Source organism: Geodermatophilus africanus, from assembly GCF_900107105.1.
In the GTDB taxonomy this organism is placed as follows: domain Bacteria; phylum Actinomycetota; class Actinomycetes; order Mycobacteriales; family Geodermatophilaceae; genus Geodermatophilus; species Geodermatophilus africanus.
Map to the genome: position 1 here is coordinate 83,883 of NZ_FNOT01000009.1, position 21,273 is coordinate 105,155.

General features: G+C 74.8%; 23 protein-coding genes. 20 read left to right on the forward strand and 3 right to left on the reverse strand.

Annotated elements, in window-relative coordinates:
- The first annotated feature begins 204 nt into the window (after nucleotides 1-204).
- Nucleotides 205-936, forward strand: a complete 732-nt coding sequence (locus BLW63_RS16570) for an HAD family hydrolase (RefSeq protein WP_091158604.1) — start codon at nucleotides 205-207, stop codon at nucleotides 934-936.
- Here the strand turns inward: BLW63_RS16570 and BLW63_RS16575 are convergent.
- Nucleotides 933-2,114, reverse strand: a complete 1,182-nt coding sequence (locus tag BLW63_RS16575) for an amidohydrolase family protein (RefSeq protein ID WP_091158607.1) — start codon at nucleotides 2,112-2,114, stop codon at nucleotides 933-935. The genes BLW63_RS16570 and BLW63_RS16575 overlap by 4 nt on opposite strands.
- Before the next feature lie 99 nt (nucleotides 2,115-2,213).
- Entirely contained in the window at nucleotides 2,214-3,161 is a 948-nt protein-coding gene (locus BLW63_RS16580) for a RecB family exonuclease (RefSeq protein ID WP_211517147.1), read from the reverse strand.
- Nucleotides 3,162-3,263: 102 nt separating this feature from the next.
- On the opposite strand from BLW63_RS16580, the gene BLW63_RS16585 reads away from it, so the two are divergent.
- The 13 genes from BLW63_RS16585 (at nucleotide 3,264) to BLW63_RS16645 (ending at nucleotide 15,303) form a co-directional block, all read left to right on the forward strand.
- Nucleotides 3,264-4,154, forward strand: coding sequence for a tRNA (adenine-N1)-methyltransferase (locus tag BLW63_RS16585; protein ID WP_091158609.1), 891 nt, complete (start codon nucleotides 3,264-3,266; stop codon nucleotides 4,152-4,154).
- A gap of 207 nt (nucleotides 4,155-4,361) precedes the next feature.
- Nucleotides 4,362-6,086, forward strand: a complete 1,725-nt coding sequence (arc, locus tag BLW63_RS16590) for a proteasome ATPase (RefSeq protein WP_244522627.1) — start codon at nucleotides 4,362-4,364, stop codon at nucleotides 6,084-6,086.
- A gap of 211 nt (nucleotides 6,087-6,297) precedes the next feature.
- A complete protein-coding gene (dop, locus tag BLW63_RS16595; RefSeq protein ID WP_091158614.1) occupies nucleotides 6,298-7,803 on the forward strand; it encodes a depupylase/deamidase Dop in 1,506 nt (501 codons plus the stop codon).
- Nucleotides 7,804-7,890: 87 nt separating this feature from the next.
- On the forward strand, nucleotides 7,891-8,100 hold the full coding sequence (locus BLW63_RS16600) for a ubiquitin-like protein Pup (RefSeq protein ID WP_091158616.1): 210 nt from the start codon (nucleotides 7,891-7,893) through the stop codon (nucleotides 8,098-8,100).
- A gap of 28 nt (nucleotides 8,101-8,128) precedes the next feature.
- The gene (locus BLW63_RS16605) at nucleotides 8,129-8,752 is read left to right on the forward strand and encodes an endonuclease domain-containing protein (protein ID WP_091158619.1); all 624 of its coding nucleotides are present in this window, start codon (nucleotides 8,129-8,131) and stop codon (nucleotides 8,750-8,752) included.
- Between the two features lie 84 nt (nucleotides 8,753-8,836).
- Nucleotides 8,837-9,679: a proteasome subunit beta gene (gene prcB / locus BLW63_RS16610; RefSeq protein ID WP_091158622.1), complete on the forward strand. Its 843-nt coding sequence runs from the start codon at nucleotides 8,837-8,839 to the stop codon at nucleotides 9,677-9,679.
- A 5-nt stretch (nucleotides 9,680-9,684) separates the two neighbouring features.
- Nucleotides 9,685-10,551 (forward strand): proteasome subunit alpha, encoded by an 867-nt coding sequence (gene prcA / locus BLW63_RS16615; protein WP_091158625.1) that lies wholly within the window; start codon nucleotides 9,685-9,687, stop codon nucleotides 10,549-10,551.
- 45 nt (nucleotides 10,552-10,596) lie between these two features.
- On the forward strand, nucleotides 10,597-10,806 hold the full coding sequence (locus tag BLW63_RS16620; protein WP_091158628.1) for a hypothetical protein: 210 nt from the start codon (nucleotides 10,597-10,599) through the stop codon (nucleotides 10,804-10,806).
- 128 nt (nucleotides 10,807-10,934) lie between these two features.
- On the forward strand, nucleotides 10,935-11,540 hold the full coding sequence (locus BLW63_RS16625) for a cupredoxin domain-containing protein (RefSeq protein ID WP_244522628.1): 606 nt from the start codon (nucleotides 10,935-10,937) through the stop codon (nucleotides 11,538-11,540).
- Nucleotides 11,537-12,841: a hypothetical protein gene (locus BLW63_RS16630; RefSeq protein WP_091158631.1), complete on the forward strand. Its 1,305-nt coding sequence runs from the start codon at nucleotides 11,537-11,539 to the stop codon at nucleotides 12,839-12,841. Before BLW63_RS16625 ends, BLW63_RS16630 begins: the two co-directional genes overlap by 4 nt.
- Nucleotides 12,842-12,909: 68 nt before the next feature.
- Nucleotides 12,910-14,268 (forward strand): Pup--protein ligase, encoded by a 1,359-nt coding sequence (gene pafA / locus BLW63_RS16635; RefSeq protein ID WP_091158634.1) that lies wholly within the window; start codon nucleotides 12,910-12,912, stop codon nucleotides 14,266-14,268.
- Nucleotides 14,269-14,289: 21 nt separating this feature from the next.
- Entirely contained in the window at nucleotides 14,290-14,811 is a 522-nt protein-coding gene (locus BLW63_RS16640; RefSeq protein ID WP_091158637.1) for a hypothetical protein, read from the forward strand.
- Nucleotides 14,812-14,814: 3 nt separating this feature from the next.
- On the forward strand, nucleotides 14,815-15,303 hold the full coding sequence (locus BLW63_RS16645) for a hypothetical protein (protein ID WP_091158640.1): 489 nt from the start codon (nucleotides 14,815-14,817) through the stop codon (nucleotides 15,301-15,303).
- 42 nt (nucleotides 15,304-15,345) lie between these two features.
- Here the strand turns inward: BLW63_RS16645 and BLW63_RS16650 are convergent, their stop codons facing one another.
- On the reverse strand, nucleotides 15,346-16,449 hold the full coding sequence (locus tag BLW63_RS16650) for a DUF3866 family protein (protein ID WP_091158643.1): 1,104 nt from the start codon (nucleotides 16,447-16,449) through the stop codon (nucleotides 15,346-15,348).
- A gap of 151 nt (nucleotides 16,450-16,600) precedes the next feature.
- Here BLW63_RS16650 and BLW63_RS16655 point away from each other — a divergent pair, with 151 nt between their 5' ends.
- From BLW63_RS16655 to BLW63_RS16680, 6 genes are all read left to right on the forward strand, one after another.
- Complete coding sequence (locus BLW63_RS16655; RefSeq protein WP_091158645.1) at nucleotides 16,601-17,584, forward strand: helix-turn-helix transcriptional regulator; 984 nt, start codon at nucleotides 16,601-16,603, stop codon at nucleotides 17,582-17,584.
- Complete coding sequence (locus BLW63_RS16660) at nucleotides 17,581-18,576, forward strand: helix-turn-helix transcriptional regulator (protein ID WP_091158648.1); 996 nt, start codon at nucleotides 17,581-17,583, stop codon at nucleotides 18,574-18,576. Before BLW63_RS16655 ends, BLW63_RS16660 begins: the two co-directional genes overlap by 4 nt.
- Nucleotides 18,577-18,587: 11 nt before the next feature.
- Nucleotides 18,588-18,782: a hypothetical protein gene (locus tag BLW63_RS16665; RefSeq protein ID WP_091158651.1), complete on the forward strand. Its 195-nt coding sequence runs from the start codon at nucleotides 18,588-18,590 to the stop codon at nucleotides 18,780-18,782.
- Between the two features lie 93 nt (nucleotides 18,783-18,875).
- Nucleotides 18,876-19,202, forward strand: coding sequence for a Sec-independent protein translocase subunit TatA (tatA, locus tag BLW63_RS16670; RefSeq protein ID WP_091158654.1), 327 nt, complete (start codon nucleotides 18,876-18,878; stop codon nucleotides 19,200-19,202).
- A 20-nt stretch (nucleotides 19,203-19,222) separates the two neighbouring features.
- Nucleotides 19,223-20,200 (forward strand): twin-arginine translocase subunit TatC, encoded by a 978-nt coding sequence (gene tatC, locus BLW63_RS16675; protein ID WP_091158656.1) that lies wholly within the window; start codon nucleotides 19,223-19,225, stop codon nucleotides 20,198-20,200.
- A 75-nt stretch (nucleotides 20,201-20,275) separates the two neighbouring features.
- Nucleotides 20,276-21,148 carry a diacylglycerol kinase family protein gene (locus BLW63_RS16680; RefSeq protein ID WP_244522629.1) on the forward strand — a complete coding sequence of 291 codons (873 nt, stop codon included), beginning with the start codon at nucleotides 20,276-20,278 and terminating at the stop codon, nucleotides 21,146-21,148.
- Nucleotides 21,149-21,273: the final 125 nt, after the last annotated feature.

A 21,273-nucleotide genomic window follows, 5' to 3' on the forward strand; every position in this document is an offset into this window, starting at 1 on the left:
ACCCCGTCCCTCCCACCGCTCGCCAGCTCGCGGCGAGCCTCCGGACGGAGCCATACGCCCTCGCGAGCTCGGGGCGGGACCCGGGACGGGCCCGGGGACTCCGCCGGGAGGCCGTTCCAGCACGTCGCCAGGTGCGGTGACCGTCACGTCGGGAGCCTGCGCGGGGACGGGCCCGGCCCGCGACCGCGCCGTACCGTGGACGCAATGGGCACCCCGGAGACCAGCGGACCGAACGCCGAGCGGCTGCAGGCAGTGCTGTTCGACATGGACGGCACCCTCGTCGAGACCGAGCAGTACTGGGGCGAGGCGATGTTCGCCCTGGCGCGCGAGTTCGGCGGGGAGCTCTCGGAGGCCGCCCGGGAGCAGACCGTGGGCACGAGCATGCGCACCTCGCTCGGCATCCTCTACGCCGACATCGGGGTGGACCGCGGCGAGGAGCAGCTCCTGGCCGACACCCGCTGGGTCGAGGACCGCACCGCGGAGCTGCTGGCGGGGGAGATCCGCTGGCGGCCCGGTGCCCGGGAGCTGCTCAGTGAGCTGCGGCACGCCGCCGTCCCGACCGCGCTGGTGACCACCACGCCGCGCCGGCTGGCCGACATCGTGCTGGCTGCCATCGGCCGCGCGTTCCCCGACGTCCCGCCGTTCGACACCACTGTCTGTGGCGACGAGGTCCCCGCCCGCAAGCCGGACCCCGCGCCCTACCTGCAGGCGATGGCCGAGCTGGGCGTCGAGGCGTCCGGCTGCGTGGTGGTGGAGGACTCGGTGGTCGGCTCGACCGCCGGCCTGGCGGCAGGAGCGGCCGTGCTCGGCGTGCCGTCCCTCCAGCCGCTCCCACCGGCGCCCGGACTGGTGCTGCGCGACACGCTCGTCGGGGTGGACCCGGCCGGCCTGCGCGAGGTGCTCGCCGCCCGCGACGCGGTGGACGTCCGGGGCTAGCGCGGCACCTCCCGGCCGCGCGAGACGACGACGCGTGGCCGCTGCAGGGCCGTGACGTCGGTGGTCACGTCGCCGTCGACCAGCAACAGGTCGGCGTCGTAGCCGGCCGCCAGCCGCCCGGTGCGGTCGCCCAGGCCGCACGCCCGGGCCGCCCGGGCCGTGGCCGCGGTGAGCGCCTCGGCGAGCGGCACGCCGCAGGGGCCGGCCAGGTCGGCCACCGCGTACGCCACTTGGCCGTGCCGCTTGGGGGGTCCGATCCCGCCGTCGGTGCCCGCCAGGAGGCTGACGCCCGCCCGGTGCAGGGCCGCCACGTGCGGCAGGTGGTCCTCGATGGTGGCGCCGACCGCCGCCAGCCGGGCCTGCACGTGCGGCGGCGGGTCGACGCCGGGCAGGAACCCCACGGTGGGGCAGACGTCGATGCGATCGGCGGCCAGCGCGGCGGCCAGGTCAGCGGGCAGGTGGACGCCAGAGCCGGTCAGGCAGCTGCCGTGCTCGATGCCGTCGACGCCGGCCGCGACGCTCTGCTCGACCGCGGGCAGGCCGTGCGCGTGCGCGGTCACCGGCAGGCCGAGCCGGTGCGCCTCGTCGACCACCGTGCGCAGCTCCTCGAGGGTGAACTGGCATGCGGTGAGGTCGGTCCCGGGGGTCAGCACGCCGCCGCTGGCCATGACCTTGACGACGCCGGCGCCGCGTTCGGCCCGCTCGCGCACCGCCCGGCGCAGCGCCTCGACCCCGGCGGTCTCCCCGCCCATCGACCAGCAGTGCCCGCCCGGTGAGGTGATCGGCGGCCCGGCGGCGACGACGGTCGGCCCGACCCCGTCGCGCCCGGCGCGCTCGAGGACGGTCCAGTGGTGGTCGCCGAGGTCCCGGACGGCGGTGACGCCCGCCCGCAGCGTCGCCTGCTCGGCGGCGGTGACGACGGCGTCGATCTCCGCCGGGTCCAGCTCGGGGATCTGGTCCAGCGCCCGCGGGCCGCCGTCGCCGCAGAGGTGGACGTGCGCGTCGATCAGCCCGGGCAGCAGGGTGCCGCCGGGGGCGTCGGTGACCGGGCAGCCCTCCGGCGCGGCCGCGGTGGCGGGCTCGACCCCCACGATGACCCCGTCCTCGACGAGCACCAGCGCCGCGCCGTCGAGGAACCGTTCGCCGTCGAAGGCCCGCGGTGCCCGGTATCCGCGCATGGGCGATGGTCCCGCGGCGCCTCGTACTCCGTACAGGGCCGTCGGCCCCCTGCAGGATCCCGCCGCGAGCTCGCGGGTGCCGGGGGAGAGGCCCTTCTCTCAGTCGCGCTCGACGACCGGCAGCGTCGTCCACCCAGCGGCGGCCGCCGCTTCCGCGGGGAACGGCGGAGGCGTGCCCCCGAACGCGGGGCACAGCGCCTGGTGGTCGCACCAGTCGCACAGCCGGGTTCGGTTGGGCCGGAAGTCGCCGGTCGCCACGGCGCGCTCGATCGCCGCCCAGATCGCGTGCAGCGTGCGCTCGAAGCGGACCAGCTCGGCCTCGTCCGGTGCGTAGGTCAGCGCGTCGCCGTTGCCGAGGTAGAGCAGCTTGAGCTGGCTGGCCACCACGCCGCGGGTGCGCCACAGCACCAGCGCGTAGAACTTCATCTGGAACAGCGCCTTGCCCTCGAACGCCTCGCGGGGCACCGACCCGGTCTTGTAGTCGACCACCCGGAGGGCGCCGTTCGGTGCCACGTCCAGCCGGTCGACGTAGCCGCGCAGCAGCAGGCCGTCGGGCAGCGTGACCTCGACCAGCTCCTCGCGGCCGTCGGGCTCGATCCGCGACGGGTCCTCGAGAGTGAAGTAGGTGTCCACCAACTTGCCGGCCGAGGCCAGCCACGCCTCCAGCGACGGGGGCTCGGGGTCGCCGTCCGCGGCACCGCCCTCCGCGAACAGCTCGGCGACCTCCGGGTCGGCCCGCAGCTCCTCCCACGCCGGGGCGACCAGCTCGCGGGCCGCCTGGGGGGTGCGCTGGCGGGCGGGCAGGTCGTAGAGCCGCTCGAGCACCGCGTGCACCAGCGTGCCGCGGACCGCGGCCAGGCTCTTGCGCTCCGGCAGCCGGTCGATCGTGCGGAACCGGTACAGCAGGGGACAGGTCTTGAAGTCGGCCGCCCGGCTCGGGGACAGCGAGGGGCGGCGCGGCGACCGCCCCTCGACCGTCCCCGTGTCGGCGACGGGGGCGTCCGGGGAAGAGGCAGCCGCGTCCGCGGGCTGCCCGGTCTGCACCATCGTCGTCACCCCTCCGAGGCTAGGCGCGGGCACCGACACTTCCGAGAGCGCGCGCCGGGCGGCGGGTGGGCGGCGGCTGCGGCCTCCGTAGGCTGGCCGCCCGTGGACGAGCAGCAGCAGACCGCGGAGACGACCGACGACGCGCCCGAGGCGCCGCGCGGGGAGCCGGTCGCGGGGGCCTTCCTCGCCGGCGACCGGGTGCAGCTGACCGACCCCAAGGGCCGGCTGCACACCGTCGTCCTGGAGCCCGGCAAGCTCTTCCACACCCACCGCGGCGCGATCGCCCACGACGACCTCATCGGCGCGCCCGAGGGCTCCGTCGTCCACTCGACGGCGAACACCGGCTACCTGGCGTTCCGGCCGCTGCTGGCCGACTTCGTGCTCTCCATGCCGCGGGGCGCGCAGGTCATCTACCCCAAGGACGCCGCGCAGATCGTCGGCTTCGGCGACATCGGGCCCGGCATGCGGGTGCTCGAGGCGGGCGCCGGCTCGGGGGCGCTGAGCTGCTCGCTGCTGCGCGCGGTGGGCGAGCACGGCCGTGTCACCAGCTACGAGCGCCGGGAGGACTTCGCCGACGTCGCGCGCGCCAACGTGGGCGCCTTCTTCGGCGCGGTCCCGGTCACCTGGTCGCTGCGGCTCGGGGACCTCGACCAGCACCCGGCCGAGGAGGTCGTGGACCGCGTGGTGCTCGACATGCTGGAGCCGTGGGCGGTGCTGCCCACCGTGGCGGCCGCGCTGCGCCCCGGCGGCGTCCTGGTGGGCTACGTGGCCACGACGACCCAGCTGTCGACCTACGTCGAGGCGCTGCGCGCGCAGGGCGTGTGGACCGAGCCGCACGCCTGGGAGTCCCTGCTGCGGCCCTGGCACGCCGTCGGCCTCGCCGTCCGCCCCGAGCACCGGATGGTCGCGCACACCGCCTTCCTGGTCACCGCGCGGCGGCTGGCCGAGGGCGTCGTCGCCCCGCTGCGGCAGCGCCGGGCGCAGAAGCACTGAACGGCCCGGTCCGGTTCCGCTGCAGGGACCCACTGCCTGAGCCTGCGAGGCGGGGGGCAGCGGGGTCCTCCCACCGCGAGCCCCGGGCACGCTGTCGCCGCGCGTGTATAGATTTGCGTCCTGGCTCTCCCGATGTGTCGGAGGTGCGCGATGGGCCCCGGTCTTGGCAATGGTCCCGACGAGTTCAGAGCGCGGCGCGAGCGTGACGTGACGGCGCTGCTCAGCCAGATCTCCTACCTGGAAGAGGAGATCGGCCTGCTGCGCCGCAAGGTGGCGGAGAGCCCGCGCCAGCTGCGGCTGCTCGAGGAGCGGCTGGCGGAGGCGGAGGGGCGGGCGGCGTTCCTGTCCGAGCGCAACGACAAGCTCGCCGGCACGCTGCGGGACGCGCGTGACCAGCTGGTCACGCTCAAGGAGGAGGTCGACCGGCTCGGCCAGCCGCCGTCGGGCTACGGCGTCTTCCTCACCCGGCACGACGACGGCACGGTCGACGTCTTCACCGGCGGCCGCAAGCTGCGCGTGTCGGTCTCCCCGGCGGTGGAGCTCGACGGGCTGAAGCACGGCCAGGAGGTCATGCTCAACGAGGCGATGAACGTCGTCGAGGCGTGCGGCTTCGAGCGCGCCGGCGACGTCGTCATGCTCAAGGAGCTGCTGGAGCCGGTCGAGGGCGAGGCCCCCCGCGCGCTGGTCATCGGGCACACCGACGAGGAGCGCGTCGTGCACCTCGCCGAGTCCCTGGCCGACCAGCCGCTGCGCAGCGGCGACTCGCTGCTGCTGGAGACCCGCTCGGGCTACGTCTACGAGCGGATCCCCAAGAGCGAGGTCGAGGAGCTCGTGCTGGAGGAGGTCCCCGACATCGACTACGGCGACATCGGTGGGCTGTCCCGGCAGATCGAGCAGATCCGCGACGCCGTCGAGCTGCCGTTCCTGCACGCCGACCTGTTCCGCGAGTACGAGCTGCGCCCGCCCAAGGGCATCCTGCTCTACGGCCCGCCCGGCTGCGGCAAGACGCTCATCGCCAAGGCGGTCGCGAACTCGCTGGCCAAGAAGGTCTCCGCGGTGAAGGGGGAGGGGCAGGCGAAGTCCTACTTCCTCAACATCAAGGGCCCCGAGCTGCTCAACAAGTACGTCGGCGAGACCGAGCGGCACATCCGGCTGGTGTTCCAGCGGGCCCGCGAGAAGGCCGGCGAGGGGACGCCGGTCATCGTCTTCTTCGACGAGATGGACTCGATCTTTCGCACCCGCGGCTCCGGGGTCTCCTCGGACGTCGAGTCGACGATCGTGCCCCAGCTGCTCAGCGAGATCGACGGCGTGGAGGGGCTGGAGAACGTCATCGTGATCGGCGCCTCCAACCGCGAGGACATGATCGACCCGGCGATCCTGCGGCCCGGCCGCCTGGACGTGAAGATCAAGATCGAGCGGCCGGACGCGGAGGCCGCCCGCGACATCTTCAGCAAGTACCTGACGACGACGCTGCCGCTGCACCCCGACGACCTCGCCGAGCACGGCAACAGCCGCGAGGCCACGGTGGCCGGGATGATCCAGCGCACCGTCGAGCGGATGTACACCGAGAGCGAGGAGAACCGCTTCCTCGAGGTGACCTACGCCAACGGTGACAAGGAGGTCCTGTACTTCCGGGACTTCAACTCCGGGGCGATGCTGCAGAACATCGTCGACCGCGCCAAGAAGATGGCGATCAAGGAGCGGCTGGAGACCGGCGCCGCCGGCCTGCGGGTGGGCCACCTGATGCAGGCCTGCGTCGACGAGTTCAAGGAGAACGAGGACCTGCCCAACACCACCAACCCCGACGACTGGGCGCGGATCTCGGGCAAGAAGGGCGAGCGGATCGTCTACATCCGCACGCTCATCAGCGGCAAGGGCACGGAGAGCGGCCGCGCCATCGACACCGCGACCAATACCGGCCAGTACCTGTAATAGAAGGACCCTGCTGCCCCCTACGCCTCGTACGCTCGGCGCGGGACCCTGCACCAGGGCCGCTCCAGCACGTCACCCGACGGCCCGGCTCCCGCACCGCGGGGCCGGGCCGTCCGCCGTCCCGGGACCGGTCCCGCTGCTGGTGGCAGGCCCCGGCGGCGGCCGACCGCCGGTCCCGGACGGTGTCGCCGGGGACGCCTAGGGTGGCGGTATGAGCGTGCGGCGGGTCATGGGCACCGAGGTCGAGTACGGCATCTCGGTGCCCGGGCAGCCGACGGCGAACCCGACGACGCTGTCGAGCCAGGTCGTCAACGCCTGGGCGGTGGCCGAGGCGCCGACCCCGCGCCGGCCGCGGTGGGACTTCGAGGAGGAGTCGCCGTTGCGCGACGCCCGGGGCTTCGACCTGTCCCCGGCCCAGGCGCTGGACCACAACGACCTGGAGGAGGACTCGGGGATGGCCAACGTCATCCTCACCAACGGGGCCCGCCTCTACGTCGACCACGCACACCCGGAGTACTCGACGCCGGAGGTCACCAACCCGCGCGACGTCGTCCTGTGGGACAAGGCGGGGGAGCAGGTGATGGCCGAGGCCGCTCGCCGCGCCGCGCGCGTCCCGGGCACCCAGCCGATCCAGCTCTACAAGAACAACACCGACGGCAAGGGCGCGTCCTACGGCGCCCACGAGAACTACCTGATGGACCGGCGGACGCCGTTCCTGGACATCATCCGCGGGCTCATCCCGTTCTTCGTGACCCGCCAGGTGGTGGCCGGCTCCGGGCGCGTGGGCATCGGCACCGAGAGCCGCACGCAGGGCTTCCAGCTCTCCCAGCGCGCCGACTTCTTCGAGGTCGAGGTGGGGCTGGAGACCACGCTCAAGCGGCCGATCATCAACACCCGCGACGAGCCGCACGCCGACGCCGACAAGTACCGCCGGCTGCACGTGATCATCGGCGACGCGAACCTCGCCGAGCTCTCGACGTACCTCAAGGTCGGGACGACGGCGCTGGTGCTCGACATGATCGAGGCGCGCACCCTCACCCAGGAGCTGTCCATCGAGGAGCCGGTGGCGGCGCTGCAGGCGATCAGCCACGACCCGACGCTGACCCACCGGGTGCGGCTGCGCGACGGCCGCCGCATGACGGCGCTGGAGGTGCAGCAGGCTTACCTGGAGATGGCGCAGCGGCACGTCGACCGGCGCGGGGAGGACGACGGCCAGACCGCCGAGGTGCTGCGCCGCTGGGCCGAGGTGCTCGAGGACCTCGCGGTCGACCCGATGCGCTGCGCCGACCGGCTCGACTGGCCGGCGAAGCTGCGGCTGCTCGAGGGCTACCGCTCCCGCGACGGGCTGTCCTGGGGCGACTCGCGGCTGCACCTGGTCGACCTGCAGTACTCCGACGTCCGGCCCGAGAAGGGGCTGTACCACCGGCTGGTGTCGCGCGGCTCGATGCAGCGGCTGCTCACCGACGACGAGGTGACCCGGGCGATGGTGCGGCCGCCGGCGGACACCCGGGCCTTCTTCCGCGGCGAGTGCCTGCGCCGCTACCCGGCCCAGGTCGCCGCCGCGTCGTGGGACTCGGTCGTGTTCGACCTCGGCCGGGAGAACCTGGTGCGCATCCCGACCATGGAGCCGCTGCGCGGCACGCGCGATCACGTCGGCGAGCTGTTCGAGTCGACGTCCTCGGCGCAGGAGCTGGTCGACACCATCACCGGCGGGTGACCACGCCGGTCGCCCGACCTCCGAACGTCGCACCCCGCGGGTAGCTTCTGCAGCAGGCACCAGCCACGACCTGCACGGGAGGGACCCATGGCCACGAGGGACAGCGGCGGTCAGCAGCGCTCGACGCGCAGCCGGGAGGAGACCGAGGAGGTCGAGGCGTCGGTCGACGCCGAAGTCGCCGAGCGGCACAAGGAGGTCTCGGAGGACCTCGACTCCATCCTCGACGAGATCGACGAGGTCCTCGAGGAGAATTCCGAGGAGTTCGTTCGCTCGTACGTACAGAAGGGAGGCGAGTGATTACATTGAGTAGCCGCCGTGAGCGGCGGTGATCATCGAGAAGCGCTGTCCGTCGTGCGGGGTCGTCAAGTCCGTCACCGATTTCGGTCGGAATCGCTCGCTCGGTGACGGCCTGTCCTTCTACTGCCTGGCCTGCAACCGCGAACGGAACCGCGAGCACCGCCGCTCGCTGGGCAAGGAGGTCCGGGACCACTCGTGGATCCCGGAGGGGTTCCGCTGGTGTCCGTCGTGCGAGCAACCAGTCGCTCACGAGGACTACACGCGGAACACCAGGACGGCGTCGGGGTTCGGTTCACGCTGCCGCGCCTGCGATCGGGCCGCCAACTCGGCTGGCTACTTCCACCGCACGGACAAGCTGCGCAAGAGCCAGGTGGCCGAGAGGCGAGCGGCCCAGGACGGCCGCTGTGCCATCTGTGGCGATCCGGCGCAGCACCTCGATCACGATCATGCGAGCGGCGCGATGCGCCAGATGCTGTGTCAGCGGTGCAACCACGGCCTGGGGCTCTTCCGGGACGACCCGGGTCTGCTGCACGCGGCCGCCTGCTACGTCGACGCTCACCGCGAGCGCCAGGTCCTCGCCCGGCTCCAGGAGACGTCCGTCGGCCGGCCTGGCACCGGGAGCCCGTCCGGGGAGCCGCCGGTAGGGTCGTGACGGCGTCCTGAGGGCCCAGCGGGGCCTCGACGAGGCGCCGGACGAGTGAGGCCGCTGGTCCCCGGCGGCGAGAGAGGCGGATGGGTGAGCGAGTATTCGGCTGGCCGGAGCGGGTTCTCACCCGCCTACCTGGACCGGGTGGGTTCCTCGTTCACCGACTTCCTCGCGGCGGCCGCCCCTGACCTGCTCCCGGGCCGGCGCCCGGTGCCGCAGCTGCCCGTCGGTGACGTCACACCGCACGGCACGACCATCGTCTCGGTGACCTACGACGGCGGCGTCCTCATGGGCGGCGACCGGCGGGCGACCATGGGCAACCTGATCTCCAGCCGGGACATCGAGAAGGTCTACCCGGCCGACGCCTGGTCGGTCATCGGCATCGCCGGTGCGGCCGGCATCGCCATCGAGATGGTCCGGCTGTACCAGGTGGAGCTCGAGCACTACGAGAAGATCGAGGGGCTCACGCTCTCCCTCGACGGCAAGGCCAACCGGCTGGCCCAGATGATCCGGGGCAACCTCGGCGCCGCGCTGCAGGGCCTGGCCGTCGTCCCGCTGTTCGCCGGTTTCGACCTCGACGCCGCGCCCGGCACCACGCCCGGGCGGATCTTCAGCTACGACGTCACCGGCGGGAACTACGAGGAGCGCGGCTACTCCGCCGTCGGCTCCGGCTCGCTGTTCGCCCGCAACTCGCTGAAGAAGACCTGGCGGCCCAAGCTGGACGGCGACGCCGCCACGCGCAGCCTGGTCGAGGCGCTCTACGACGCCGCCGACGACGACTCGGCCACCGGCGGCCCGGACCCGGTCCGCCGGCTGTACCCGATCGTCTACCGGGTCGACGCCGAGGGCGCCGTGCGGCTGACCGACGACGAGGTCGCCGCCGTCGCGAGGACCATCACCGACGAGCGGGCCGCCGCCGAGGGGCAGGGCTGATCGCCATGACCATGCCGTACTACGCCTCGCCCGAGCAGCTTATGCGCGACCGCTCGGAGTACGCCCGCAAGGGCATCTCCCGCGGCCGCAGCGTCGCCGTCCTCACCTACGCCGACGGCGTGCTGTTCATCGCCGAGAACCCCAGCTCCACGCTGCACAAGGTCGGTGAGCTCTACGACCGGATCGGCTTCGCCGCCGTCGGCCGCTACAGCGAGTTCGAGAGCCTGCGGGTGGCCGGCGTGCGGCTGGCCGACGTCCGCGGCTACAGCTACAACCGCCGTGACGTCACCGGCCGGGTCATCGCGAACGCCTACGCGCAGACCCTCGGCGAGATCTTCACCCAGCAGACCAAGCCGTTCGAGGTCGAGCTCTGCGTGGCCGAGGTGGGCGACACCACCGAGTCCGACCAGCTGTACCGGCTGACCTTCGACGGCTCGGTGGTCGACGAGCCGGACTTCATCGTCATGGGCGGCCAGGCCGAGGCCGTCAGCGCCAACCTGCGCGAGCACTTCCTACCCGGCATGGACCTGGCCGAGGCGCTGCGGGTCGGCGTGCAGGCGCTCTCGGCGGTCAGCCCCGCCACCAGCGCCGGCAACGGCGGCCCCGGCGGCCTGCTGTCGGCCGAGCAACTGGAGGTGGCGGTCCTCGACCGGCGGCGGCCGAAGCGGGCTTTCCGGCGGATCGTCGGCGCCGCGCTGCGCCCACTGCTCGACCGCTCCGAGGAGCCCGCGGCCGTCGGCGGCGAGGAGCCGCACACCGCCGCGCACTCGCCGAGCGTGCCCCAGCCGGGCACCCCGGCCGGCCTCGGCGAGCCGTCGGCCCCCGACAGCGGCGGGACGGCGGGCAGCGGGGGAGAGGCGCCCACCACCTGACCGGACCCACTTGACGCCTGCCGGACCCGCGAGTGGCATGGGCCCGTGCGCAGCGCAGCCGTCGACGTCGTGACCATGGACGGGCTCGGGCTCATCGGCACCCTCGGCTTCGTCGTGCCCGCGGCGCTGCTCGTCGGGCTGGTCTTGGGCGCCGTCGTGCGCGACCGCCGGCTGCACGCCCGCGAGGAGCGGCTCGCGCAGGACGTCGCCGCCGACGAGCCGACCGGCACCACCGGGGCTCCGCGGGCCGACTGAGCAAGCCCTCGACCGCCTCCGGCACCGCGGCGGCTGCGAACCCGACCCGCCGTCGTGGGGGCCGGTTCCGGAGCGCGCGGATCGGTATCCGGCTCGACCTCGCTGCGTCGTTGGACGACCCTTCGGAGGTGCTGATCACCGCCCGGCCGGGCGACCGACTCGTCGTTCCGTCGCTCGATCGCACCGGCGAGGGCGAGCACCGGACGGAGGTGCCTCCCCACGGCCTCGGGAAGACCCTGCTGCGCGGCCACGACGGCCGGACGCCCACCGTCGTGCCCGTCCCACCCGCCCGGGGACGCCGGCGGGCGCCCCGGGACCACCGGGCGGCCCGGGTGACCCGCCGCGCCGCGGCCGGCGCCGCGGTCGCCGTCGTCCTGCTCACCGGCTGTGCGGGGACGGCGCCGCCGGAGGTTGAGGGCGGCGCCCCCGCCGGCAGCCCGCCCGCCGGCAGCGCGCCGGCCACGCACGACGCCGGGCAGCGCATCGACGTGACCGTCGCCGCGGGGCGGGTCGGCGGCGACACCGGCCGCGTGCCGGTGTCCCTGGGGGAGACCGTGACGCTGACGGTCACCGGGGACGCCGCCGACGAGGTGCACCTGCACGGCTACGACCTCACCGCGCCGCTCGCCCCCGGGAGGCCGGCCACGCTGACCTTCGTCGCCGACGTCCCCGGGGTCTTCGAGGCCGAGCTGCACGGCGCCGGCACCGTGCTGCTCACCCTCCAGGTCGGGTGACCCCGCTCGCGCACGGCGTCGGCTCGCGCACCGACCTGCCGATCCCCCTCGGCCTGGCGCTCTACGGCGCGGGCGCGGTGGTGCTGTTCGGCTTCGCCGTCCTGCTGCTGTTCTGGCGGCGGCCGCACCTGGGCGGCCCGGGGTCCGGGCGGCCGCTGCCCGCCGGCGTGCAGCGGCTGGCCGACGCGACCTCGGTGCGCCGGGCGGCGCAGGCGGTCGCCCTGCTGCTCGCCGTCGTCGTTCCCGTCGCGGCGTTCGCCGGACCCGCCGACCCCGACCGCAACCTCGCCCCCTGGGCGCTCTACGTGACGTTCTGGGTGGGCCTGGTGCCGGCCAGCCTGCTGCTGGGACCCGTGTGGCGGGTGGCCAACCCGCTGCGGCTGCTGCACGCCGGGCTGCGCCGGGTGCTGCCCCCGCCTCCCGCTGTCGCGCTGCTGCCGCGGCTGGGGCTGTGGCCGGCCGCGGTATCGCTGCTGGTCTTCCTGTTCTTCGAGCTGGTGCTGCCCACGCGCGCCGAGCCGGCGGTGGTGGGCGGGTTCCTCGTCGGCTGGGCGGCCGCCCACCTCGCGCTGGCCGCGGTCTTCGGCGAGGACTGGTTCGCCCGCGGCGACGGCTTCGAGGTGTACAGCACGCTGGTCGCCCGGCTCTCCCCGTGGGGACGGCGCGACGACGGCCGGCTCGTGCTGCGCGACCCGCTGAGCAACGCGAACGCGGTGCCGGAGACGCCGGGGCTGGCCGCGGTGGTCGTGGTGCTGCTGGGCTCGACCGGCTTCGACGGCCTCTCGCGAACCGAGTCCTGGCAGACCGGGCCGGGGGCGGCCGACGACGCGCTCTCCGGCACGCTCGGGCTGCTGGCGGTCGTCGCGCTGGTCGCCGTCCTCTACCTGGCCGGCACCCGGCTCTCGGGCCGCATGGCCGGTCGACCGCCCGGTCCGCAGCCACGCCGGTACGCCGCCACCGTGCTGCCCATCGCGCTGGGGTACACGGTCGCGCACTACGCCAGCCTGCTGCTCCTCGACGGCCAGCGGACCTGGATCCTGGCCAGCAACCCCCTCGGGCGCGACGGCGTCGACCTGTTCGGCACCGCCGCCAACGTCGTCGACCTCACCGCGATCCCGCCCGACGCCATCGCCTACGTGCAGGTCGGCGCCGTCGTCCTGGGCCACGTCCTGGGTGTGGTGCTGGCCCACGAGCGGGCGCTGCGGTCGGCCCCGCGGGCGCGGGCGTCGGACCAGCTGCCGCTGGTCACGGTGATGACGCTGCTCACCGTCGGCGGGCTGGGCCTGCTGTTCGGCTTCTGAGCCGCCCGCCGGGCCCCGGGCGTGCGCGCCGGGCGCCCTCTGTCGCCATCGGCGCCTAGGCTCGGTGCGTGGAGCGACGGATCTTCGGCATCGAGACCGAGTACGGCGTGACGTGCACCTTCCGCGGGCAGCGGCGGCTGTCCCCGGACGAGGTGGCGCGCTACCTGTTCCGCCGCGTGGTGTCGTGGGGGCGCAGCTCCAACGTCTTCCTGCGCAACGGCTCGCGCCTCTACCTCGACGTGGGCAGCCACCCCGAGTACGCCACCGCCGAGTGCGACGACCTGACCGAGCTCGTGGTGCACGACAAGGCCGGCGAGCGGATCCTCGAGGGCCTGCTGGTCGACGCCGAGCAGCGGCTGGCCGAGGAGGGCGTCACCGGCGACATCTACCTGTTCAAGAACAACACCGACTCGGCCGGCAACAGCTACGGCTGCCACGAGAACTACCTGGTGGGCCGGCACGGGGAGTTCAGCCGGCTGGCCGACGTGCTCATCCCGTTCCTGGTCAGCCGGCAGATCGTCGTCGGCGCGGGCAAGGTGCTGCAGACCCCGCGCGGGGCGATCTACTGCATCAGCCAGCGCGCCGAGCACATCTGGGAGGGCGTCTCCTCGGCGACCACCCGGTCGCGGCCGATCATCAACACCCGCGACGAGCCGCACGCCGACGCCGAGCGCTACCGGCGGCTGCACGTGATCGTCGGGGACTCGAACATGAACGAGACGACGACGCTGCTCAAGGTGGCCGTCACCGACCTGGTGCTGCGGATGATCGAGGCCGGCGTGCCGATCCGGGACATGACGCTGGAGAACCCGATCCGCGCCATCCGCGAGATCAGCCACGACATGACCGGGCGGCGCAGGGTGCGGCTGGCCAACGGCAAGGAGATGTCGGCGCTGGAGATCCAGTCGGAGTACCACTCCCGGGCCGCGGAGTTCGTCGACCGGGAGGGCTTCGGCCCGGTGCATCGGCAGATGCTCGAGCTGTGGGGGCGGGTGCTCAAGGCCGTCGACACCGGCGACCTGTCGCTGATCGAGCGGGAGATCGACTGGGCCACCAAGTACCAGCTCATCGAGCGCTACCGGGCCAAGCGGGACCTGCCGATGAGCTCGCCCCGGGTGGCCCAGATGGACCTCGCCTACCACGACATCAGCCGCACCCGGGGGCTGTACTACCTGCTCGAGCGGAACAACGCCGTCGACCGGGTGGCCCACGAGCCCCGGGTGTTCGAGGCCAAGAACGTGCCCCCGCAGACCACCCGGGCGCGGCTGCGCGGGGAGTTCATCCGCCGGGCCCAGGAGAAGCGCCGCGACTTCACCGTCGACTGGGTGCACCTCAAGCTCAACGACCAGGCCCAGCGCACCGTGCTGTGCAAGGACCCCTTCAAGGCCGTCGACGAGCGCGTCGACAAGCTGATCGCCAGCATGTGACGCCCGGGGGCAGACTGCCCCGTGGACGACGACCGCGCCGGACGGCTGCTCGCCGCGCCGCGCGGCCGACGGACTCTCGCCGAGCTGCTGGACGAGCCGCTGTCCGTCCACGCGTCCGGCGGCGAGGAGGTCCGCTGGCGCGACGAGGTGCGCCGGCGGGTGGCGGCCACCGATCCGGCGGCGATCGTCGAGCAGGGTCGGCTGCTGGCTGCGCTGACCGCGTCGGTCGACTGGGCCGTGTACTGGCAGGAGCCGCACGGCGAGGACCGGGTGCTCGCCGATGACTCGGTCGCCGCGGAGCTGGCCCCGATCGTGGCGGCGGTCGCCCGGGCCCCGGCATCGCAGTGGTGGACCGAACCGCTCACCGTCGAGGCCCAGCACGCCGTCTCCTGGCCGGACTCCGATGGCCTGATCAGCACGCCACGCACCTCCGGGGCACGGGTCGGGCTCGCGGCCTGGAGGGACGAGACGCTCGCCGACGAGGTGCGCGCCCGCCGCGAGCGGCCGGCCGATCCCCGGGCGAACTGGTCGGGGGTGTGGTGATCCGTGCCGAACCTGGCCGGGCTGGTCGTCACGAGGCGGTTGCCGGCGGGGTTGCAGCTGGTCGAGGACTCCCTCGGATGGGAGAGCGCCCGCAGCTGGCCGGTGTCCCCGCCGGCGCAGACCGCCCGGGTCCTCGAGGTGACCGGACCGGTGGCCTGGGTGACGCTGGTCGAGCGGTTCCCGCTCGACGTGACGGCGTCCCGGCGGCACGACTGGTGGCGGGCCACCGGCCGGGACAGCGCCTGGGCGATCCCGGACTGGGCGGCGGTCGCCGAGGAGTTCGACGCGGTGCACCTGACGGTGGATGGCTACCTCGCCACGGCCGGGCGAGCCCTGCCGGTGCGGACGCCCGACGGTCCGGCGGGCACCGTGCTCGCCGGGTGGGACCCGGGCGCGACGTGGTGGCTGACCGACGTGCTGCCCGGGTTGGGCGAGCCGACCGACTGGCGCGGTGACCGCGACGCCCCGGGCGGCTGGGTGCCCGTCGGCTGAGCGGAGGGGCCAGGGGCGCGCCTCGCCGTCCCGGCGCTCCGCTCACTCCTCGGGCAGTGGCACCTGGAGGGCGGCGTAGCGACCGGCGGCCGCGGCGGCCAAAAAGTAGGCGCGCTCCTCGGGCCAGCCGCGGCCCATCGTCGACAGCGGCACCGGCGACAGGCCGAGGGCCTCCTCCAGCCCGTCGACGTCCATCCACACCACCCGGTTGCGCTCCGGCTGACCGGCGAGGTCCTCCTCGACCTGGCTGCCCAGCTCCGAGCCCAGCCCGCGCGGCGCCACCAGGGTCACCCCGCCCAGCGCCACCCGGCCGAACGCGGTCAGCGAGTGGTGCGAGACACCGCGGTGCCGCGGCCGCGGGTCGGCGTCGGAGATCCGCAGCGCCCCGACCGGCTCCCCGCCCAGCACGGTGACCGCGTTGCACGCCTCCCCGGCGGCGACCCCCGAGAAGCCCCACGGCGTCCCGGTGCCGAGGTTGCCCGGCCCCTGGCTGACGATCGCCACGTCGGCGCCGAGCACGTGCCTGGCGGCGAGCAGCCCGGTGTGCAGCGTGACCGCCTCCAGGTCGCCGCCGAACGCCTGGCCCACGGTGACCACGCCGGCCAGCGAGGGCGCCAGCGCCGACAGCGTGCGGGAGAACCCGGCGACCAGCGCGCCGCCGTCGGTCATCACGTACGCGACTCGCAGGTCCGGGTCGGTGGCCACGACGCCGATCAGCGCGGCCGGCAGCGCCGAGTGCAGGTCGGCGACGACGACCGGCATCCCGGCGAGGTCCTCGGCGTCGGCGATCGTGCGGTGGTGCTCGGTGTCCTGCTCGTCGACGCCCTGCACGGTCACCTGCAGCGGCGTGTACCGGGCCTTGACCAGGTGCCCGGGGCCGGTGGGGTCCGGCGGCAGCCGGTCGGGGACGGCGACGACGAGCGCGTACCCGCCGGTGCCCAGGCCCTGCGCCCACGCCGTGGTGTTGAGCAGCACCGTGTCGCCGACCTCGGGGACGCCGACCAGCGAGGGGTGCGCCAGCGCCCGCACCTCGCCGTCTCCGGCCACCTCGGTGGTGAGCTCCTGGGCGTCGCGCCAGGCCCGCCCGAGGGCGGTCACCGTGCCCCGGCGCCACCGGATCCGCTGCGTCGTCCCGCGTTCCCCCACCCGGGCAGGCTAGCCAGCGCGCTGGGCCCCGGCCCCCTGCAGGGCCCCACCGCCGGCCCCGTCCAGGGCACCGCCCCGAGCCTGCGATGGGTGGGGAGGACGGGGTCCTTCCACGGTGGGGGGCAGGGGGTCCTTCATCTAGCCTGGGCGCGTGGCGGCGAAGCGGGCGGAACGGCTGGTGAACCTGGTCATCGCCCTGCTCGGCACCCGGCAGTACGTGACCGCCGCCCGGATCCGGGCGACCGTGCCCGGCTACGAGCCCGACGACGGCACCGCCCGCGCCGACGAGGCCTTCAAGCGCATGTTCGAGCGGGACAAGGCCGAGCTGCGCGAGATGGGCGTGCCGCTGGAGACCGGCCGGACCAGCGTCTTCGACACCGAGGACGGCTATCGCATCGCGCGCGCCGACTACGAGCTCCCCGAGATCACCCTCACCGGCGAGGAGGCCGCCGCCGTCGGCCTGGCGCTGCGGCTGTGGGAGTCCGCGCAGCTGGCCGGCGCCGCGCAGAGCGCGCTGGTCAAGCTCAAGGCCGCCGGGGTGGACGTCGACACCACCCGCGCCATCCCGCTGCGGCCGCGGCTGGACTCCGACGAGCCCGCCTTCGAGCCCTGCTACGCCGCGGCCCGCGACCGCCGGGAGCTGACCTTCGACTACCGCCGTCCCGACGAGGACGCCCCCACCCGCCGGCGCGTGCAGCCGTGGGGCGTCGTCGCCTGGCACGGCCGCTGGTACCTCGGCGGGCTGGACCTCGACCGGCGGGCACCCCGCGTCTTCCGGCTCTCCCGAGTCGTCGGCACACCCAAGGCCGTCGGCCCGGCGGGCGCCTTCGAGCCCCCGGAGGACGTCGACCTGGCGGCGATGGTCGCCGGGCAGTCGCGGGGGGAGGAGCAGCTGGTGGTGGTGCGGGCCCGCCCCGGCGCCGCGGTGGGGCTGCGCCGGCACGCCGTCCCCCTCGGCCCCGCCGAGGACGGGGACGACCGGCTGGAGCTGCGCACCACCGAGCCGATGCGGCTGGCCGCCCAGCTGGCCGCCTACGGCCCGGACGTCGTCGTCGAGGCCCCGGCCGCGGTGCGCGCGGCCGTCGTCGAGCGGCTGCGGCGGCTGGCCGCGATGGCGCCGGAGGGAGCGGCGTGAGCGCGCCCACGACCACCGAGCGGATGACCCGGCTGCTCTCGCTGGTCCCGTACCTCACCGCCCGCCCCGAGGGAGTGCCGCTGGCCGAGGTGGCCCGCGACTTCGGCGTCCCCGAGCGGCAGCTGCGCCGCGACATGGAGCTGCTGTGGATGTGCGGCCTGCCCGGCTACGGGCCCGGCGACCTCATCGACCTGGCCTTCGAGGGCGACCGGGTGCGGGTCACCTTCACCGCCGGCATGGTCCGTCCGCTGCGGCTGACCACCGACGAGGCCGTTGCCCTGGTCGTCGCGCTGCGCACCCTGCTCGAGCTGCCCGGGCTGGCCGAGCGGGAGGCGGTCAGCCGTGCGCTGGCCAAGGTCTCCGCGGCCGCCGGGCACGCCGGTGAGCGGGTCACTCCGGTGGCGCTGTCGGTCGACGCGCAGGAGCAGGCGCTGGCCGTCGTCCGGGAGGGCCTGGAGCGCAAGCGGGCGCTGCACCTGCATTACTACGTGCCCACCCGGGACGAGCGCACCGACCGCACCGTCGACCCGCTGCGGCTGCTGCTGGTGGACGGGCGCTGGTACCTGGAGGCCTGGTCCCGCGAGGTCGGCGGCGTGCGGCTGTTCCGGCTGGACCGGATCGACGACGTCGAGGTGCTCGACGAGCCGTCCGCGCCGCCGCCCGGCGTGCCGCTGCGCGACGTGGACGCCGGGCTCTACCAGCCCGAGCCGGGCTCGCCGGTGGTGCGGCTGCGGCTGGCCCGCACCGCCCGCTGGGTGGCCGAGTACTACCCGGTCGAGGACGTCCGCGAGGTCGACGACCCGCCCGGCGGTCTCGCCGTCGCCCTGCGCACCGCCGACCTGGCGTGGGCACGGCGGCTGGTCGCCTCCCTCGGTGGCGCCGCCACCGTCGACGAGCCGGCCGAGCTGGCCGCGGCCGTCGCCGCCGACGCGCGCGCCACGCTCACCCGGTATCCAGCCGGCGGACAGCTCCCGTCCACCTCCGGCGACTAGGGTCCCGACCCGTGCTGCTGACCGTCGTGTGGATCGCCGTCGCCGTCCTGGCCGTCGTCGTGCTCGGCGCCCTGGCCTACGGCGTCCTCGGCGCCGCCGGCCGGCTGCGCCGGGAGCTCGCGGCCCTCGACCGGGAGGTGCGGCCGCTGCTCACCGAGGCGCAGGCCACCGCCGCCCGCGCCGGCCAGGTGCAGCGCCCCTCCTGACCGGGGCGGCGCACACCCCCCTCGTTTCGGGGACGGCAGGCCGCCCGCGGGCACGTAGCATCGACGACGCCACCCACCCACGGAGGACCCACCATGCCCAACCTCGGACCGCTGGAGATCGGCCTCATCATCCTGGCCGTCCTGCTGCTCTTCGGTTACAAGAAGCTGCCGGACGCCTCGCGCTCGCTGGGCCGCTCGCTGCGCATCTTCAAGGGCGAGATGAAGGGCATGAAGGACGACGACGTCCGCACCAAGGACGCCGCCCGGACCGCCCCGGTGCGCGGTGAGGTCCTCCCGGCGGCCACGGCGGCCGACCGCGAGCGCGAGGCCCTCGAGGCCGAGGCGCGTGCGGCGGAGGCCCGGGCCGCCGAGCTGCGGGCCCGCGCGGCCCAGGCCGGCCCGGCCGACAGCGCCCGCTGACCCCACCCCCCGGCACCACCATGAGCGAGCCCGCCCGCCGGTCCGGCCTGCGCCGGCGCCGCCCACCGCGCGACCCCGCGGGGACGATGACGCTGGTCGCGCACCTCACCGAGCTGCGCAACCGGATCGCCAAGGCGCTGCTCGCGCTGCTGGTGGCCACCGCCGTCGCGTTCTGGTGGTACGAGCACGGCCTCGGCGACTTCATCCGCGCGCCCTACTGCGACCTGCCGGCGAACCTCCGCTTCACGCAGGGCAGCGAGCAGGAGTGCGGCCTGCTCATCACCGACGTCTTCGGCGGCGTCTTCATCCGGCTCAAGGTCAGCCTGCTGGCCGGGGCGGTGCTCTCCGCGCCGGTGTGGCTGTATCAGCTGTGGGCGTTCATCACCCCGGGGCTGAAGCGGAACGAGAAGCGCTACGGCTTCGGCTTCGTCGCCGTCTCCACGACCCTGTTCCTCCTGGGCGCGGTGCTGGCCTACGTGTCGCTGTCGGCGGGCCTGGAGCTGCTGCTCGGCCTGGCCGGCGAGGGCACGGTCATCGCGCTGACCGCCCCGGACTACATCGGCTTCATGCTCTCCCTGCTGGTGGCGTTCGGGGTGAGCTTCGAGGTGCCGCTGATCGCGGTGGCGCTCAACCTGGCCGGCGTCCTCACCTACGAGGCGCTGCGCGGGGCCCGGCGGTGGATCTTCTTCCTCACGGTCGTCTTCGCCGCCTTCGTCACGCCGACGCAGGACCCGTTCACCATGCTGCTCATGGCCGGGCCGATGATCGTGCTCTTCGAGCTGGCCATCCAGGTGGCCCGGTTCGTCGACCGGCGCCGCGCCAAGCGGGACGCCGTCGAGCACTTCCACGCCCTGTCCGACGACGAGGCCTCGCCGCTGGACGCCGCGCCGTCGGAGCTCGACGCCGCCCCCGCCCCGTACGACGACCTGCGCCGGGAGGACCCCACCACGGAGGCCCAGGCCGCGCCGCTGGACGGCTCCGCGCGGTTCCGCGGCTGAAGAAGGACCCCCCTGCCCCCCGCCCCTCGCAGGCTCGCGGCGGGCCCCTGCAGGGGGGCCGACTCGAAGGTCGCCGTGCTGGTCAGTCCGGCGGCCGGCCGCGGGCGGGCTCTCGCCGCCACCGGGACCGTGCTCGACGTGCTGCGCGCCGCCGGCCTGACCCCACGAGTGCTGGCCGCGACCACTCGCGCCGCCGCCGAGGCGCAGGCCGCCGCGGCGGTCGGCGCGGGCACCGCCGCCGTGGTCGCCATCGGTGGGGACGGCGCCGCGCACGCCGCACTGCAGGCGGTCGCCGGGACCGGCACCCCGCTGGCCGTCGTCCCCGCCGGGACCGGCAACGACCTGGCCCTCGCCCTCGGCGTGCCCGTGGACCCGCGCGCCGCGGCGGAGGCGGCGGCGGCCGACCTGCGGGCGGGGGAGGTCCGCACCGTCGACGCCGGCCGCACCGGGCAGCGGTGGTGGGCCACCGTGCTCTGCTGCGGCTTCGACTCCGCCGTCACCGACCGGGCCAACCGGCTGCGCTGGCCGCGCGGGTCCCGCCGCTACGACGTCGCGATCCTCGCCGAGCTGGCCCGGCTGCGGCCGCGGGAGCTCACCCTCGTGCTGGACGGCGAGCTGCGGACCGTCGCCGTCACGCTGGTCGCCGTCGGCAACACCGCCTGGTACGGCGGCGGCATGCGCGTGTGCCCCGCTGCGGACCCGGCCGACGGCGTCTTCGACGTCACGGTCGTGGGGCCGGTGAGCCGCCGGGAGCTGGTGCGCACCCGGCCGCGGTTGACCGCCGGCACGCACGTCGAGCACCCCGCGGTGACCGTGCACCGCGCCCGCCGGGTGGAGCTGGTGGGGGAGGGGTTGACCACCTACGCCGACGGCGAGCCGGTCGCGCCGCTGCCGGCCGTGAGCGTGTGCATGCCGGGCGCGCTGTCGGTGGTGGGCACCGGCCGCTGAGCCGGGTCCCCGACGATCGGCCGAGATCAGCGTCGCGGGTCCGGGCTCACCCCCGGCCGTGAGCCCGGACCCGCGACGACCAGCTGGGCTGATCATCCGGCGCCGACCGCGAGTCCCCCGTTATC